Below are 15,187 nucleotides of genomic sequence, written 5' to 3'. Positions count from 1 at the left end.
GAGACGCCCGGACCATTGCTGGTCCGGGCGCGAAATTCTGAAGGATGCCGCTCAGCAGCCTCAGTCCTTCTTCTTCTTCGGATCGACCTCTTCGAATTCGGCGTCGACCACCTTGTCGTCCGGCTTGGACGAACCCGCGGGCCCGGCCTCCGGCTGCGGCGACGCCTGCTCGGTCTTGTACATGGCCTCGCCGATCTTCATCGCGGCCTGGCTGAGCTTCTCGGCCGCGGCATTGATGGCGTCGGCATCGCCGCTCTCCATGGCGATGCGCGCCTCGGTGATCGCGGCCTCGGCCACCGTCCGCTCATCGGCCGGCACCTTGTCGCCGTTCTCGCTGATGGTCTTCTCGGTCGAATGCACCAGGGTATCGAGCTGGTTGCGGGCCTCGACCGCCGCGCGGCGCTTCTTGTCGGAGTCCGCATTCGCCTCGGCGTCGCGCACCATCTTCTCGATGTCGGCGTCCGACAGGCCGGACTTGGCCTGGATCTTGATCTGCGTCTCCTTGCCGGTGGCCTTGTCCTTCGCCTGGACGCTCACGATGCCGTTCGCGTCGATGTCGAAGGTCACTTCCACCTGCGGCACGCCGCGCGGTGCGGGCGGGATGCCCTGGAGGTCGAAGTTGCCCAGCAGCTTGTTGTCCGCCGCCATCTCGCGCTCGCCCTGGAACACCTTGATGGTGACAGCCGTCTGGTTGTCGTCCGCGGTGCTGAAGGTCTGCGACTTCTTGGTGGGGATCGTCGTGTTGCGGTCGATCAGGCGCGTGAACACGCCGCCCAGCGTCTCGATGCCCAGCGAAAGCGGGGTCACGTCGAGCAGCAGGACGTCCTTCACTTCACCCTTGAGCACGCCGCCCTGGATCGCCGCGCCGATGGCCACGACCTCGTCGGGGTTCACGTTGCGGGCGGGGTCCTTGCCGAAGAGGTTCTTCACCGCCTCGATGACCTTGGGCATGCGCGTCATGCCGCCGACGAGGATGACCTCGTCCACTTCGCCCGCCGTCAGGCCGGCATCGGACAGGGCCTTCTTCACCGGCTCCAGCGTGCGCTGGACCAGATCATCGACCAGCGCCTCGAGCTTGGCGCGGGTGAGCTGCATCACGAGGTGCTTGGGGCCCGAGGCATCGGCCGTGATGAAGGGCAGGTTGATCTCGGTCTGCTTCGAGCTGGAGAGCTCGATCTTGGCCTTCTCGCCGGCTTCCTTCAGGCGCTGCAGGGCAAGCTTGTCGCCGCGCAGGTCGATGCCGTTCTCCTTCTTGAACTCGTCGGCCAGGTAGTCGATCACGCGCTGATCGAAATCCTCGCCGCCGAGGAAGGTGTCGCCGTTGGTGGACTTCACCTCGAAGACGCCGTCGCCGATCTCGAGGATCGACACGTCGAAGGTGCCGCCGCCGAGGTCGTAGACCGCGATCGTGCCGGTGTTCTTCTTGTCCATGCCGTAAGCCAGCGCGGCGGCCGTCGGCTCATTGATGATGCGCAGCACCTCGAGGCCCGCGATCGCGCCGGCCTCCTTGGTCGCCTGGCGCTGGGCGTCGTTGAAATAGGCGGGGACGGTGATGACGGCCTGCGTCACCTTCTCGCCGAGATAGGCCTCGGCCGTGTCCTTCATCTTGGTGAGGATGTCCGCGCTGATCTGCTGCGGGGCATACTTCTTGCCGTCGACCTCGACCCAGGCGTCGCCGTTGTCGGCCTTCACGATGTCGAAGGGGGCGAGGCCCTTTTCCTTCTGCACCATGGCGTCGTCGAACTTGCGGCCGATGAGGCGCTTGACGGCGTAGAGGGTGTTGTTCGGGTTCGTGACGGCCTGGCGCTTGGCGCTCTGGCCGACAAGGCGCTCGCCGTTCTTGGCGAAGGCGACCATGGAGGGGGTGGTACGCGTGCCCTCTGCATTCTCGAGAACCTTGACCTCGCCGCCTTCCATGATGGCGACACAAGAATTCGTCGTGCCGAGGTCGATACCGATGACTTTGCTCATTGCCTGCTCCGATGCGGCGGCTTGCTCCGGCCCTGACAGGCACCGGGCACAAGCCCCTGGCAGGTCCGCACCCCATGTGCGGCCCCTTTGTTCCTTGCCCATGTATTGAGCAGAAGGGCTCGGGACAAGATGGGACAGGCGAGTTTCGCACAAGAAGAGCCGGTGTGGCCCGCAAGCCTCTGATCCCTCTGGAAGCTTCCCAGGGTTCAAAATTTATTCGTTTCCCTTGAAGGTAAATCCGCATATGATCCGGCCATGGACGAGATTGACCGGAAGATTGCCATCGCTGTGCAGCAGGATGGCGCGGCAGGCCTCTCCGACCTTGCGAAGGTCTCGGGGCTATCCGTGTCGGCCACCGCCGAACGGGTGAAGCGGCTGGAGGAGCGAGGTGTGATCCGTGGCTGGCACGCCGCGCTGGACCCCGTCGAGGTGGGATGCCCGTTGCTCGCCTTCCTGCGCGTCGCGGTTCGACCGGGACGCGACGACGCCGCCTTCCGCAAGGCCGTCCGCAGGCAGGAGTCGGTCCTGGAATGCCACCAGCTGACCGGCGAGTGGTCCTATCTGGTGAAGCTGCGCGTGGGCGACATCGGCGCGCTCGACGCCCTCCTCGCCGAGGAAATCCGGCCCTTGGCGGGCATCGAGCGGCTCGCGGTCGAGGTCGCGATGGCGACCGTGAAGGAGACCGCGCTGCTGCCCGTCGCGCATCAGCTGGAGGAGGAGACTTAGCCGTCCCTCCCGATTAGGCTCCCCGCAAAAGGCGGGGGACGATTCATGAAAAGCGCGATTTCACGGCGGCTCGCCCTGGCTGGCAGTGGGCTGGCTGGCAGTGGGTTGGCTGGCGCCGAGCAGGCCCAGGTGCCCCTTCGCCTCACTCTGGCGACCGCCACGCCGGGCGGCGGCTTTCCCGCCTATGGCGCGGCCTTCGTGGCCGCCATCGCCGCGGCCGATCCCACCCTGGTCATCGAGCCGCGCAACACCGCCGGCAGCCTTGAGAACGTGCGCCTGCTGCGCGAGGGGAGCGTCGATCTCGCGCTCGTGGCTGGCGAGACGGCGACCGAGGCCATGGCCGCCGGCCAAGGGACCACATTGCTCGCCGCGATGTATGCGCAGCCCGGGCTCTTCGGGCTGAAGGGCGACAGCCCCCTCCGCGCCATCGCCGATCTGCGCGGCAAGCCCATCGCCTGGGGCGCGCGCGGCTCAGGCTTCGTGGTGCTCGCGCGGCAGGTCATGGGCGCGCTCGGCCTGGATATCGAGCGCGACTTCACCGCCGTCCTGCTCGACCGTGCGGGCGACGGGCCCGCGATGGTGATGGACGGGCGCGTGGCCGCGCTCTGGGGCGGCGGCGCGGGCTGGCCGGGCTTTGTCACCCTGGCGGGGCAGGGCGGGCGCTTCCTCGCCCCCGACGAGGCGGAACGCGCACGCATCCTCATGGCTGATCCAAAGCTGCGGCCCATGTCGCTGCCGGCGGGGAGCTATCCCGGGCAGGGCGCGCCCATCGCCTCGGTGGGCACCTGGAGCCTGGTGCTCGCGCGCCCCGGCCTGGACGAGGAGGCCGGCTTCCGCCTCGCCCGTGCCCTGCATGCGGCGCAAGCGGACCTCGCCGCGCGGCTGCCCCAGGCCGTCGAGACCACGGCCGCGAACACGGCCGCCTCCGTGGCCGATCCGGGCCAGATCCATCCCGGCGTGCGGCGCTTCCTGCGCGCGGAAGGCCTGCTCGCGTAGACCTCCGCTTGTCATCATAAGGACCGTCCATGGACATCCGTGACTGCCCCGGCCCCGATCCCCATCCGCGCAAGCCCGCCATGGCCATGCCCGCAGGCGCCTGCGACACGCATTTCCACGTCTTCGACGCCGCCCGCTACCCCTACCAGGCCACGCGCGGCTACACCCCGCCGGACAACGGCATCGACGTGGCCCTCGCCCTGCACGACACGCTCGGCCTCTCGCGCGGGGTCGCCATCCAGGCGAGCGTCCACGGCACCGACAACCGCGCCGTCCTCGATGCCGCCGCCGCCCATCCCGACCGGCTGCGGGCCATCGTCGCCGTCTCCGAGGGCGTGACCGAGGCCGAGATCGCCGCCATGCACGCCCAGGGCGCGCGCGGCATCCGCGTGAACCTGGTGGACCGCGGCGGCATGCCCTTCCGCTCGCTAGACGCGCTGGCGGATGTGGCCGAGGTGCTGCGGCCCTTCGGCTGGCATGTCGAGCTGCTGGTGCATGTGGAGGAGATGGCGGCGGAGCTCCGCAAGATCGCCGAGACCATGCGCCTGCCCCTCTCGGTCGGGCATATCGGCTACACCAAGGTGGCCAAGGGCGGCCTGGCGCATCCCGGCTATCGCGAGTTCCTGGCGATGCTGCGCGACGGGCTGCTCTGGGTGAAGCTGACCGGGCTGTACCGCATCTCCGCCGAGCCGGCCTTTCCCTATGCCGATACGGCGGCGATGGCGCGGGCGGTGATCGAGGCCGCGCCGGACCGCATCCTCTGGGGCAGCGACTGGCCGCATGTCAGCCACTTCCACGGCCTCATGCCCAATGACGGCGACGTGCTGGGGCTGCTCGCGCAATGGGTGCCGGAGGAGGCGGCGCGCACGATGATCCTGCGCGACAACCCGGCGAAGCTTTACGGGTTCTGAGGCCGGCGCTTCCTCGGGCTGATTCCGATCCGGCGCTTCGCCCGATCGGGTGAAGATGCCCGGGAGCCTGTTCGATCGGGAAAACCCTAGCGCACGCAGCGCAGCTGCACATGCGCGCGCACTTCGTCATCGCTGACGAGCGTGCCGCGCGGCAGGGTGCCGGCGAGATAGGTCCCGCGCGACTGAGGTTCCAGCCGGCGCCATTGGTTCACGGCCGCCATCTGCACATTGGGCGCGGTGAAGTTCAGCACGAAGGAGACCGAGCGAGCCGTGCGGTTCTCGAGCGTGACGCTGATCGCCAGCCGTCCTCCGTCATGCGGCGCCGTCAGCGTGCGGGCGATGCCGGCAATCGTCAGGATCTTGGCATCGATGCAGCCCACCTCGGCCGGCAGGCGCCGGTCGGGCTGGGACAGGGCCGATACCGAGGAGGCACCGAGGATCAGGAGTGCCAGGCTGGCGAGGCGGCGCATGGATGGGGGTCCCCAGGAACGGACAGGCTGTTCGATGCCAGAGGCGCCGTCCAGCCCGTTTCGCAACGGATGGGAGGGCCGCAAGCATGGATTTCGCCTTATGGTTGCTCCTGCTTCCTGACGAAAGTGTGAACCACTCTCGTCAGGGATGCGGCAGCGCCGTTATCCGCGCAGCGTGGCGCCCACGGCCTTGGCCGCCGCCGCGACGATCTTGGCCGCCACGGCCTCGATCTCGCCATCCGTCAGCGTCTTGTCGCGCGGCTGCAGCGTCACCTGCACGGCGAGGCTGACCTTGCCCTCCGGCAGGCGATCGCCGGCATAGCGGTCGAAGAGGACCACTTCCGTGATCAGCGTGCGCTCCGCCGCGGAGACGGCGCGCAGCAGCTTCTCGGCGGGCGCGTCGGCGTCCACCAGGAAGGCGAAGTCGCGGCGCAGCGGCTGGAAGGCCGAGAATTCCGGCGCGGATTTCTTGCGGCGCTTGGGCTCGGGAATGGCGTCGAGGAAGATCTCGAAGCCCACCGCGCCGGCCGGCACGTCGAGCGCGGCGCAGAGCCGCGGATGCAGCTGGCCGAACTGCGCCAGCACCACCTTCGGCCCCTGGCGCAACACGCCCGAGCGACCGGGATGGTAATGGCCGGGCGCGTCGGCCGTGACCTGGAGCGCGGCCATCGGCACGCCCAGCGCCTCCAGCACGGCGAGGGCATCGCCCTTGGCATCGAGCGCGTCCACGGGTCGGGCAGCGGCGGCCCAGTTCGCGGGCGAGGCGCCGGCGCGCAGCCCGCAGGCGATGGCGAGCTGCCCGGCCGGCGAGGTGTCGCGATAGCCGCCGCCAACCTCGGCCAGCGCCACGTCCGCGAAGCCGCGCGCGGCGTTCCGCGCGGCCGCCATGGCCAGCGAGGCGAGGGGGGTGGGGCGCATCTGGTCGAGATCCGAGGCGATCGGATTCTCCAGGTGCAGGGCGTCCGGCGTCTCACCGAACATCGCGGCGATGCGCTGCTCCATGAAGCCGTAGGTCACGGAATCCTGCAGGCCGCGCGAGGCCAGCACGCGCCGCGCGAGAACGGAACGCACCTGTTTCGACTCCAGCGAGGGCAGCGGCACGGGCGAGGAGACCGGCAGCGACACCGACGGCACGGCATCCAGCCCGCCGAGGCGCAGCACCTCCTCCACCAGGTCGCATTCGGCCTCGACGGCGGCGCAGCCCTCGGCCGCGATGCGCGCGCGCTCGGGATCGAGCTTCGGGTCCTGGTCGAGCACGATGTGCGCCGCGATGTCGTTGCGCCAGGGCGGCACGGCGACGGTCAGGCGATCGTTGCCGCGCGCCGTGACGGTGAAGCCCAGGCGCTCCAGCCGGCCTTCCGCCTCATGCGGCGGCAGCATCAGCCCGCCGAGGCCCGCCAGACGCTCGAAGCGCAGCGTGGCCTCGCGGCGCCAGAGCGGCTCGGAACCGGCCGCGCTGACGGTCGAGGGCTCGCCGCCGCAGAGCTCGATGATCATGGCCGTGGCGGCGTCCAGCGCCTCGGGCAGCAGCGCCTGGTCGATGCCGCGCTCGTTGCGGGCGCGGGCATCGGTGAAGACATTGTGGCGCCGGCCGCTGAGCGCGATGCGCACGGGGTCGAAGAGCGCGCATTCGATGAAGACCTCGGTGGTCGTCTCGTCGCAGCCCGAAGGCTCGCCGCCGAGGATGCCGCCCAGCGCCTCGGGACCGGCCGCGTCGGCGATGATGCCGTCCTCGTCGGTCAGGGCGTAGGTCTTGCCGTTGAGGCCGATCAGTTCCTCGCCCTCGCGCGCCATGCGCATGGAGAGCGTGGCGCCCTTCACCTTCGCCACGTCGAAGACGTGCAGCGGGCGGCCGAGGGCGAAGGTGAACCAGTTGGTGACGTCCACCAGCGCGGAGATGGGGCGAAGGCCGATCCCCGTCAGGCGGTCCTGCAGCCATTGCGGCGAGGGGCCGTTCTTCACCTTGCGGATCGCGCGGCCGAGCACCCAGGTGCAGGCGCGCGGATCCTCGATGCGCCATTGCAGCGGCGTCTCGTAGACCGAGGCCACCTTGGGCGCGGACCAGGGCTTCAACGTGCCGAGCCCGGCCGCCGCGAGGTCGCGCGCCACGCCACGGATGGCCAGCGCGTCGCCGCGATTGGGCGTCACCTTGATCTCGATGATGGGGTCGTCGAGGCCGGCATAATCCACGTAGCGCGAGCCGATGGTCGCGTCTTCCGGCAGCTCCACGATGCCGGAATGATCGTCGCCGAGGCCCATCTCCCGCTTGGAGAGCATCATGGCCTCGGACTTCACGCCGCGGATCTCGCCGACCTTGAGCGTGACGTCGGTGCCGGGGATGTAGTCGCCGGGCAGGGCGGCCACGCCGACGAGGCCCGTCCGCGCATTGGGCGCGCCGCAGACCACGGAATACTCGCGCCCGTCGCCGATATCCACGCGCAGCTGGCGCAGGCGGTCGGCATTGGGGTGCTGGACGGCCTCGATCACGCGGGCGATGCGGAAGCTGGACAGCGCGGCGGCGGGATTCTCGATGCCTTCGACCTCGATGCCGATGGCGTTGAGGGTCGTGGCGATCTCATCGACGGACGCGCTCGTATCGAGATACTCGCGCAGCCAGGACAATTGGAACTTCATGTCACACGCCCTCGTGCAGCGTGGCGGGGGAAAGCGGGCTCGTGCCGTAATGGCTCAGCCAGCGCGTATCGGCCTCGAAGAAGGGCCGCAGGTCGGCCATGCCGTGCTTCAGCATGGTGATGCGCTCGATGCCCATGCCGAAGGCGAAGCCCTGCCACTCGCGCGCGTCCAACCCGCAATTGGCCAGCACGCGCGGATGCACCATGCCGCTGCCCAGGATCTCCAGCCAGTCGGTGCCGGCGCCGAGCTCGCCGGTCTTCCGGTTCCAGCCGATATCGACCTCCATGGAGGGCTCGGTGAAGGGGAAGTAGCTGCTGCGGAAGCGCACCGGCAGCGTGGCGATGCCGAAGAAGGCGCGCAGGAAGTCGGTCAGGCAGCCCTTGAGGTGGCCCAGCGTGATGCCGCGATCGATCACCAGCCCCTCCACCTGGTGGAACATGGGCGAATGCGTCGCGTCATGGTCCGAGCGATAGGTGCGCCCCGGGGCGATGATGCGGATCGGCGGCTCCTGCCCGATCATGGTGCGGATCTGCAGGGGGCTCGTCTGGGTGCGCAGCACGGTGCGGCGGCCATCGACCATGCCGGGCAGGTAGAAGGTGTCCTGGTCCTGGCGGGCGGGGTGATGGTCGGGGATGTTCAGCGCGGCGAAGTTGTACCAGTCGCCCTCGATATCGGGGCCTTCGACGACCTTGAAACCCATCGAGCCGAAGATGGCCGTGAGCTCCTCGATGGTGCGGTTGATCGGGTGGATGCCGCCCGTCCCGCCGGGTGCCGCGGGGCGCGGCGGCAGGGTCATGTCCAGCTTTTCGGTGGCGAGGCGGGCGTCGAGCGCGGCGGCGTCGAGCACGACGCGGCGGGCCTCGATGGCGGCCTCCAACTGATTCTTCAGCGCGTTCACGGCTCCGCCGCGCTCCTTGCGCTGGTCGGCGGGGATGGCGCCGAGGCCCTTGAGCAGCGCCGTCAGTGCCCCGGATTTGCCCAGCACGCCCACCCGCACGGCATCCAGCGCGCGCAGGTCGGCGGCGGCGGCAAGCTCGGTCTCGGTGCTGGCTGCGAGGGCGGCGAGATCATCGGTCATCGACTGGTCCAATATGAAGAAGGGCCGCCCACGCTTGCGCGTAGCGGCCCTCCGAAACGTCTATCTTAACCCGGTGCCGAAATCAGGCGGCGGGGGCGGCGATCGCTTCCTTGGCCTTCTCCACGACGGCCGCAAACGCTGCGGGCTCCTCGTAGGCGAGGGCGGCGAGGACCTTGCGGTCCATCTCGATGCCGGCGGCCTTCAGGCCGAAGATGAACTGGGAATAGGTCATCCCCTGCTCACGGACGGCGGCGTTGATGCGCTGGATCCACAGGCCACGGAAATCGCGCTTCTTGTTGCGGCGATCGCGATAGGCGTACTGGAGCGCCTTCTCGACGCGCTGCAGGGCCGCGCGGTAGGTGGTGGAGCTGCGCCCCACGTAACCCTTGGCGAGGTCCAGAATCTTCTTGTGACGGGCATGGGCGGTAACGCCGCGCTTAACACGAGCCATATCTTCTCTCCTTCCCGATCTTTACCGGGGCAGCCCGTAGGGCAGCCAGTTCATCACCGTCTTGGCATCCTGCGGTTCGAGAACCTGGGAGCCGCGGTTCTGGCGCTTGGCCTTCTGGCTGCGGGCGGAGAGGCAATGCCGCTTCTTACCGGGGCCGGCCATGACCTTGCCCGTACCGGTGATCTTGAAGCGCTTCTTGGCGCTCGAGGTCGTCTTCATCTTGGACATTCGGGCCCTCCTGTCGGTGGGTTGGTGCCGCCCCTGCTGTCGCACCATGCGACGGAGGCAAGCTTACCCGTCCGGGCTGTCCAGGGCCTCGGTGCGGGAGGCGGGTCTTTAGACGCCTGCCAGGGTGAAGTCCAGGGGGGCAATGTGGGGCAATGTACGGAAGGGCTCCCCCGCATGGCAGGCATTCCGCCATTCTTGTCAGGGCTGGGCGATCGGCGCCATCGGCCCGGCGATGGGGGTCAGCGCCTCGGCCGGCGTCGAGGCAGCGGCCGGAAGCGGGGCCGGAGGCGCCGTGGCCGGTGTCACGGGCGGTGCCGCCGGGGGCGGCGCGATGTTCGTCCCGGCCAGAGGCGGCAACTCCCCGATCGCGGGCGCGGCTGGGGTCAGGTCGGGCAGGGACTCGGGCAAGGGAGCTTCCGGGAGCGGCGCGGTCCCGGAGACGGGCTCTGCCGCCGCGGTCGCGGGAGGAGCTGGGCGCGAGCCCGGCCGGCGCGGCGTGGACGCCGTGCGAGGGGCCGGGTCGGTCTGGCTGTCGGTATAGTCGGGCACGATGCGGGCCTGCGCGCCCGAGATCACCAGCACGCGGGTGCCGAGCGGGATGGGCTCCGCGTCGCGCTGGGTGACCGAGATCAGCTCGTCGTTATTCTTGCGGACGATATATTCGATGGCGTTGGTATTGGCCGAGGTACGCTCGGCCGCATTGCCGACCAGGCCGCCCACCAGCGCCCCGCCGACGGCGCCGAGCGCGGTGCTGACCGAATTGCCGGCCACCGCCGCCCCGCCGATGGCGCCGCCTGCCGCGGCGCCCGCCGTTGCGCCGGTGGAGCCATCCGCCGCGACCGACACCCGCCGCGAGCCGGCGATGACGCCCTGCTGCACGGGATTGGCCTGCTGGACCGCGCGGGCGGCATATTCATCGGCGGAATAGGTCGGTGCACAGCCCGCGAGGACGGCGACAAGAAGGAGGGGAGCTGTGCGTCTCATGCGCGGGAGTTAGGACGCCCGCCCCTTCGCCTCAACCCTTATCATCGCCTATATGCCCTGTATGAAGCTTCCGTTCCGCAAGATGCATGGCCTGGGCAATGATTTCGTCGTGCTGGACGCGCGCGCGACATCATTGAAGCTGAGCGACGACGCCGTGCGCCTGATCGGCGACCGCCATCGCGGCGTCGGCTTCGACCAGCTCGTGACTTTGGAGCCTGCCCAGGACGCGGATGTCTTCATCCGCTTCCACAATTCGGACGGCTCCGAGGCCGGGGCCTGCGGCAATGGGACGCGCTGCGCCGCCTCGCTGATCCTGGCCGAGACGGGCAGGACGCATATCGCCATCCGCACCGCCGCCGGCCAGCTCGCCGCCGACCTCCTGCCCGACGGCACGGTCCGCATCGACATGGGCCCGCCGCGCCTGGAGTGGCGCGAGGTGCCGCTCGCCCGCGAGATGGACACGCTGCATGTGCCGATGACGGCCAAGGGCGTGGCGGACGCGGCCTGCTGCTCCATGGGCAATCCGCACGCGACCTTCTTCGTCGAGGACCTCGAGGCGCTGGACATTCCGGCCATCGGGCCGGGGCTGGAGAACCACGCCTTGCTGCCCGAGCGCGGCAATATCGGCTTCGCGCAGATCCTCTCGCGCACCCACATGCGCCTGGTGGTCTGGGAGCGCGGCGCGGGGCTGACCCTGGCCTGCGGCTCGGGCGCCTGCGCGGCGGTGGTGAATGCCCGCCGGCGCGGACTGGTGGAGGCCCGCTGCGCCGTGACGGTGCCGGGCGGCGGCGACCTCATCATCGAGCAGCGTGCGGACGGACATGTATTGATGAGCGGCCCGGTCGCGACGTCCTTCATGGGCGAACTGGATCTGTGATCCCGTCCGGTCGCCAAAGGGCTGGGGGCGCGGCGGCGTGAATCGGCCGGGCGAACATGCCGCCGAGACGCTGACCTTCGGCTGCCGGCTCAACATCGCCGAGAGCGAGACCATGCGCGCCCTCGCCGCACGCGCCGGTTTCGCCGATGCCCTCATCGTCAACACCTGTGCCGTGACCGGCGAGGCCGAGGCCCAGGCGCGCCAGGCCATCCGCCGCGCGGCTCGCGAACAGCCCGGCCGCCCCATCCTGGTCACCGGCTGCGCCGCGCAGATCGCGCCGGCCGCCTGGGCGGAGCTGCCCGGCGTGGTCCGCGTCATCGGCAATGGCCAGAAGCTGGACCCCGCGGCCTGGTCCGCGCCCGTGGTGCCCATCCGCCGCGACATGCCGATGGGCCTCGCGGCCGGCGGCGGGACGCGCGCCTTCCTCGCCGTCCAGCAGGGCTGCGACCACGCCTGCACCTTCTGCATCATCCCCCAGGGGCGTGGACCGGCGCGGGCCATGCCCGTCGCCGAGGCCGTCGCCGCCGTGCGTGACCTCGCCACCCGCCATGCCGAGGTGGTGCTGACCGGGGTGGACCTCGCCAGCCACCCGGAGCTCGCCGCGCTGATCCGCGCCGTCCTGCGCGAGGTGCCGGAACTGCCGCGCCTGCGCCTGTCCTCGCTGGACCCGGCCGCGCTGGACGAGGACTTCTGGGCTGTCTTCGCCGAGGAGGCGCGGCTGATGCCGCATCTGCATCTCTCGGCCCAGCATGGCCATGACCTGATCCTCAAGCGCATGAAGCGCCGCCATTCCCGTGCCGACCTGCTGCAACTCTTCACCCGTGCTCGCGCGTTACGTCCGGACGTGGCGCTGGGGGCTGACCTCATCGCCGGTTTCCCAACCGAGACGGAGGAGCAGCTTTGCGCGATGACCGATCTGGTGGCGGAGGCGAAACTCGCCTTCCTGCACGTCTTTCCCTATTCCGCCCGCGCCGGCACGCCCGCGGCCCGCATGCCGCAACTGCCGATGCCGCTCCGCCGCGAGCGGGCCGCGCGGCTGCGCCTGGCGGGCGATGCCGAGCGCGCGCGCTTCCTCGCCTCCCGCATCGGGGAGGTCGAGGAGGTGCTGATGGAGGCCGACGGCATTGGGCATACCCCGCATTTCGCGCCCGTCCGGCTGGCGGGCGCCGCGCGCGGCCGGCTGCTGCGCGCCCGTATCACGGCCTCCGACGGCCGCATGCTCACCGCCGAGGAGGCAGCCTGATGGCGTTGCGCGATCTTTGGGGAAAACTCACCGGCAAGACCGCCGAGAACCGGGCGAGCGACATCCCCCCGCCCTCGACGCCGGAGATCATCCCCCCGGTGCAGGAGCCGCCGGCCGAGCCGGTGCCCCCGCCCGAGCTGCCGCCCCGCGAGCCGGAACCGGTGCGCGAGCCGCCGACGCCGGAAATCCCGCCCGAGCCAATCCGCGAGCCGGAGATCCCCGATCCGGCCCGCTCGGAAGCCGTGGAAGCGGCGCCGGAAGAAGCCCCCAAGGTGGGCTTTTTCGCCCGGCTGAAGGCGGGGCTGTCGCGCTCCACGGCCAAGCTCACCGACGCCATCGGCACCGTCTTCCTCAAGCGCAAGCTGGACGATGCGGCGCTGGAGGAGCTGGAGGAGATGCTGATCGCCGCCGATCTGGGCGTCTCGGCCGCCGGCCGCGTGGTCGAGAGCTTCCGGCGCACGAAGTTCGGCCGCGAGGTCACGGACGAGGAGGTGAAGACGGCCCTGGCGGATGAGATCGCCGCCATCCTCGCCCCCGTCGCCCGGCCCCTGGTCATCGAGCCGCGCCATGCGCCGCATGTCGTGCTGGTCGTCGGCGTGAACGGCACCGGCAAGACCACCACCATCGCCAAGCTGGCCGAGCAGTATCGCGCCGACGGGCTGAAGGTCTGGATGGTCGCGGGCGATACCTTCCGCGCCGCCGCCGTCGAGCAGCTCCAGATCTGGGGCGAGCGGACCGGCGCGCATGTCGTGGCCCCGGCCAAGATGGGCGCCGACGCCGCCGGCCTCGCCTTCGACGGGCTGAAGGGCGCGAAGGAGGCGGGCATCGACGTCCTCCTCGTCGACACCGCCGGGCGGCTGCACAACAAGACCGCCCTGATGGAGGAACTGCGCAAGGTCGTGCGCGTGCTCAAGCGCGGCGACGAGGCCGTGCCGCATTCGACGATCCTCGTGCTGGACGCGACCACGGGCCAGAACGCCGTCAGCCAGGTGAAGGTCTTCAAGGAGATGGTGAACATCACCGGCCTGGTGGTGACCAAGCTCGACGGCTCGGCCAAGGGCGGCGTGGTGGTGGCCCTGGCCCAGGAATTCAGCCTGCCGGTCCATGCCGTGGGCGTGGGCGAGAAGGCCGCCGATCTTCGGCCTTTCGAGGCGAGGGATTTCGCGCGTAGCCTCGTCGGCCTGGAGGGCTGACCTCCCAAGGGGAAGGCGTTGGGGAATATCTGGGCCGAAATCGGCCTCGCGATTGCCGCGCTCGCCCTCCTGATCCTGCTGGTTCCACGACGCTGGCTGGGGCGGACGATCCTGCTCTGGCTGGTCTCGCCGCTGATCGTCTATGTGGCGGTCATCCTATGGGAAAGCATCACGCTGCCCACCCGCTACGGGCTGGGCAATGCCGTCTATGGCTTCATGCTCATCAGCTCGATCCTGGCTTTGCCCTGGCTGATCGGCAGCGCGCTGGGCCTCGCGATCGGCTTCGGGCTGCGGCGGCTCCTGCGCCGGGAGCCGCCGCAGCCCCGCCACCATCGGCCGTGCCGCAGCCGCCCCCGATCCTGCGCGTCTCGCCGGACGGTACGATCCGCGTGGAGGTCGAGGCCGTGGAATGGGGGAGTTCGCGATGGGTCTATTCCCCGCGCGTGATCGACGTCCCGACCGGGCGTGTCGTGCTGGACCTCTGGAACACCGATTGGGACGCGACCATCGACTTCCCCGGCCCGCGCCGCGTCGGCTTCGACTTCCGGCGCTATCACGAGGGCGGCGCCCTCTCAGCCGAGCTCGACCTGGAGCGCGGAACCTATCGGGTGGTCTCCGAGCACGGCCATGAGGGCCCAAGGCCCGAGGCGCCGCTTTCGGGGATCGTCGCCGGGCTGGAGGAATCCGCGCGCCGCACGGTCGCGGCGAGCGGCTGGACGGCACAGCCGGCGATCATTCCCCCCAACCCATGGGCGGCCTGGCGGATGGGACTGGTGATCTTCGTCGGGGCCTTCGTCGCGATCGGCACGGGCGCCTATCTGACCGAGCGCTATAAGGCCGCGCAGCGCAAGCCGGCGGTCCTCGACACGGTGCCCCACCTGGAGCTTCCGCCGATCCGCCGTTGAGGGCTGGTCGTTCCCATTTCCTCGCGGCAAGCTCGCGCGGAACGCCCTTGGGAAGGAACGACATGCTCGAAATCGAGAAGCCCGCCGACATGGCGAACTGGGTCGGCAAGAAGCTCGGCACCAGCGAGTGGTTCACCGTCGACCAGAAGACCATCGACCTCTTCGCCGAGGCCACGGGCGATCACCAGTGGATCCATATCGACGTCGAACGCGCGAAGAAGGAAATGCCCGGCGGCAAGACCATCGCCCACGGCTTCCTCACGCTCTCGCTGCTGCCGCGCATGGGGCCGATGATCTACACGATCAAGAACAAGTCGCGCGGCATCAACTACGGCACCAACAAGGTGCGCTTCACGGCGATGGTGCCCTCGGGCTCACGCGTGCGGCTGCATTCCACGCTGAAGGCCTGCGACCCCATCCAGGGCGGCGTGCGCCTGACCGTGGAGAACGAGATGGAGCTGGAGGGCAGCCCGCGCCCCTGCCTCGTCGCCGAGACGCTCAGCCAGGTTTACGACTGAGC

Annotated in this window: 16 protein-coding genes; 9 read left to right on the top strand and 7 right to left on the bottom strand. The window is 69.8% G+C overall.

Going from position 1 to position 15,187, the window contains the following annotated elements; genetic code table 11:
- Positions 1-60: 60 nt before the first annotated feature.
- A complete protein-coding gene (gene dnaK / locus ACO057_RS15810) occupies positions 61-2,073 on the bottom strand; it encodes a molecular chaperone DnaK (protein WP_421993441.1) in 2,013 nt (670 codons plus the stop codon).
- 153 nt (positions 2,074-2,226) lie between these two features.
- Here dnaK and ACO057_RS15805 point away from each other — a divergent pair, with 153 nt between their 5' ends.
- The 3 genes from ACO057_RS15805 to ACO057_RS15795 are packed head-to-tail and all read left to right on the top strand — an operon-like array spanning position 2,227 to position 4,604.
- Complete coding sequence (locus tag ACO057_RS15805; RefSeq protein ID WP_421993439.1) at positions 2,227-2,697, top strand: Lrp/AsnC family transcriptional regulator; 471 nt, start codon at positions 2,227-2,229, stop codon at positions 2,695-2,697.
- Between the two features lie 45 nt (positions 2,698-2,742).
- Positions 2,743-3,693 carry a TAXI family TRAP transporter solute-binding subunit gene (locus ACO057_RS15800; RefSeq protein WP_421993437.1) on the top strand — a complete coding sequence of 317 codons (951 nt, stop codon included), beginning with the start codon at positions 2,743-2,745 and terminating at the stop codon, positions 3,691-3,693.
- Positions 3,694-3,722: 29 nt separating this feature from the next.
- Positions 3,723-4,604, top strand: a complete 882-nt coding sequence (locus tag ACO057_RS15795; protein WP_421993435.1) for an amidohydrolase family protein — start codon at positions 3,723-3,725, stop codon at positions 4,602-4,604.
- Positions 4,605-4,690: 86 nt separating this feature from the next.
- Here the strand turns inward: ACO057_RS15795 and ACO057_RS15790 are convergent, their stop codons facing one another.
- From ACO057_RS15790 to ACO057_RS15765, 6 genes are all read right to left on the bottom strand, one after another.
- Positions 4,691-5,074: a hypothetical protein gene (locus ACO057_RS15790; RefSeq protein ID WP_421993433.1), complete on the bottom strand. Its 384-nt coding sequence runs from the start codon at positions 5,072-5,074 to the stop codon at positions 4,691-4,693.
- 162 nt (positions 5,075-5,236) lie between these two features.
- Positions 5,237-7,708 (bottom strand): phenylalanine--tRNA ligase subunit beta, encoded by a 2,472-nt coding sequence (gene pheT, locus ACO057_RS15785; protein ID WP_421993431.1) that lies wholly within the window; start codon positions 7,706-7,708, stop codon positions 5,237-5,239.
- A 1-nt stretch (position 7,709) separates the two neighbouring features.
- Positions 7,710-8,786, bottom strand: coding sequence for a phenylalanine--tRNA ligase subunit alpha (pheS, locus tag ACO057_RS15780; protein ID WP_421993429.1), 1,077 nt, complete (start codon positions 8,784-8,786; stop codon positions 7,710-7,712).
- A gap of 82 nt (positions 8,787-8,868) precedes the next feature.
- Positions 8,869-9,237 (bottom strand): 50S ribosomal protein L20, encoded by a 369-nt coding sequence (gene rplT, locus ACO057_RS15775; RefSeq protein WP_421993427.1) that lies wholly within the window; start codon positions 9,235-9,237, stop codon positions 8,869-8,871.
- 21 nt (positions 9,238-9,258) lie between these two features.
- The gene (rpmI, locus tag ACO057_RS15770) at positions 9,259-9,465 is read right to left on the bottom strand and encodes a 50S ribosomal protein L35 (RefSeq protein ID WP_421993425.1); all 207 of its coding nucleotides are present in this window, start codon (positions 9,463-9,465) and stop codon (positions 9,259-9,261) included.
- A gap of 198 nt (positions 9,466-9,663) precedes the next feature.
- Entirely contained in the window at positions 9,664-10,449 is a 786-nt protein-coding gene (locus ACO057_RS15765) for a hypothetical protein (protein WP_421993423.1), read from the bottom strand.
- Positions 10,450-10,510: 61 nt separating this feature from the next.
- Here ACO057_RS15765 and dapF point away from each other — a divergent pair, with 61 nt between their 5' ends.
- The 6 genes from dapF (at position 10,511) to ACO057_RS15735 (ending at position 15,185) form a co-directional block, all read left to right on the top strand.
- The gene (gene dapF, locus ACO057_RS15760; RefSeq protein WP_421993421.1) at positions 10,511-11,326 is read left to right on the top strand and encodes a diaminopimelate epimerase; all 816 of its coding nucleotides are present in this window, start codon (positions 10,511-10,513) and stop codon (positions 11,324-11,326) included.
- Between the two features lie 37 nt (positions 11,327-11,363).
- Positions 11,364-12,569, top strand: a complete 1,206-nt coding sequence (locus ACO057_RS15755) for a MiaB/RimO family radical SAM methylthiotransferase (RefSeq protein WP_421993419.1) — start codon at positions 11,364-11,366, stop codon at positions 12,567-12,569.
- Positions 12,569-13,762 carry a signal recognition particle-docking protein FtsY gene (gene ftsY, locus ACO057_RS15750; protein ID WP_421993417.1) on the top strand — a complete coding sequence of 398 codons (1,194 nt, stop codon included), beginning with the start codon at positions 12,569-12,571 and terminating at the stop codon, positions 13,760-13,762. Before ACO057_RS15755 ends, ftsY begins: the two co-directional genes overlap by 1 nt.
- A gap of 18 nt (positions 13,763-13,780) precedes the next feature.
- Positions 13,781-14,209 (top strand): hypothetical protein, encoded by a 429-nt coding sequence (locus ACO057_RS15745; protein ID WP_421993415.1) that lies wholly within the window; start codon positions 13,781-13,783, stop codon positions 14,207-14,209.
- Positions 14,101-14,667 carry a hypothetical protein gene (locus tag ACO057_RS15740; protein ID WP_421993413.1) on the top strand — a complete coding sequence of 189 codons (567 nt, stop codon included), beginning with the start codon at positions 14,101-14,103 and terminating at the stop codon, positions 14,665-14,667. Before ACO057_RS15745 ends, ACO057_RS15740 begins: the two co-directional genes overlap by 109 nt.
- 62 nt (positions 14,668-14,729) lie before the next feature.
- Positions 14,730-15,185 (top strand): MaoC family dehydratase, encoded by a 456-nt coding sequence (locus tag ACO057_RS15735; RefSeq protein WP_421993411.1) that lies wholly within the window; start codon positions 14,730-14,732, stop codon positions 15,183-15,185.
- Positions 15,186-15,187: the final 2 nt, after the last annotated feature.

Origin of the sequence: Roseococcus sp. (genome assembly GCF_965227005.1) — a bacterium.
Taxonomy (GTDB): Bacteria; Pseudomonadota; Alphaproteobacteria; order Acetobacterales; family Acetobacteraceae; genus Roseococcus.
Note: the sequence above shows the minus strand (reverse complement) of the source record. Positions and strands in the feature narration are given on the sequence as shown.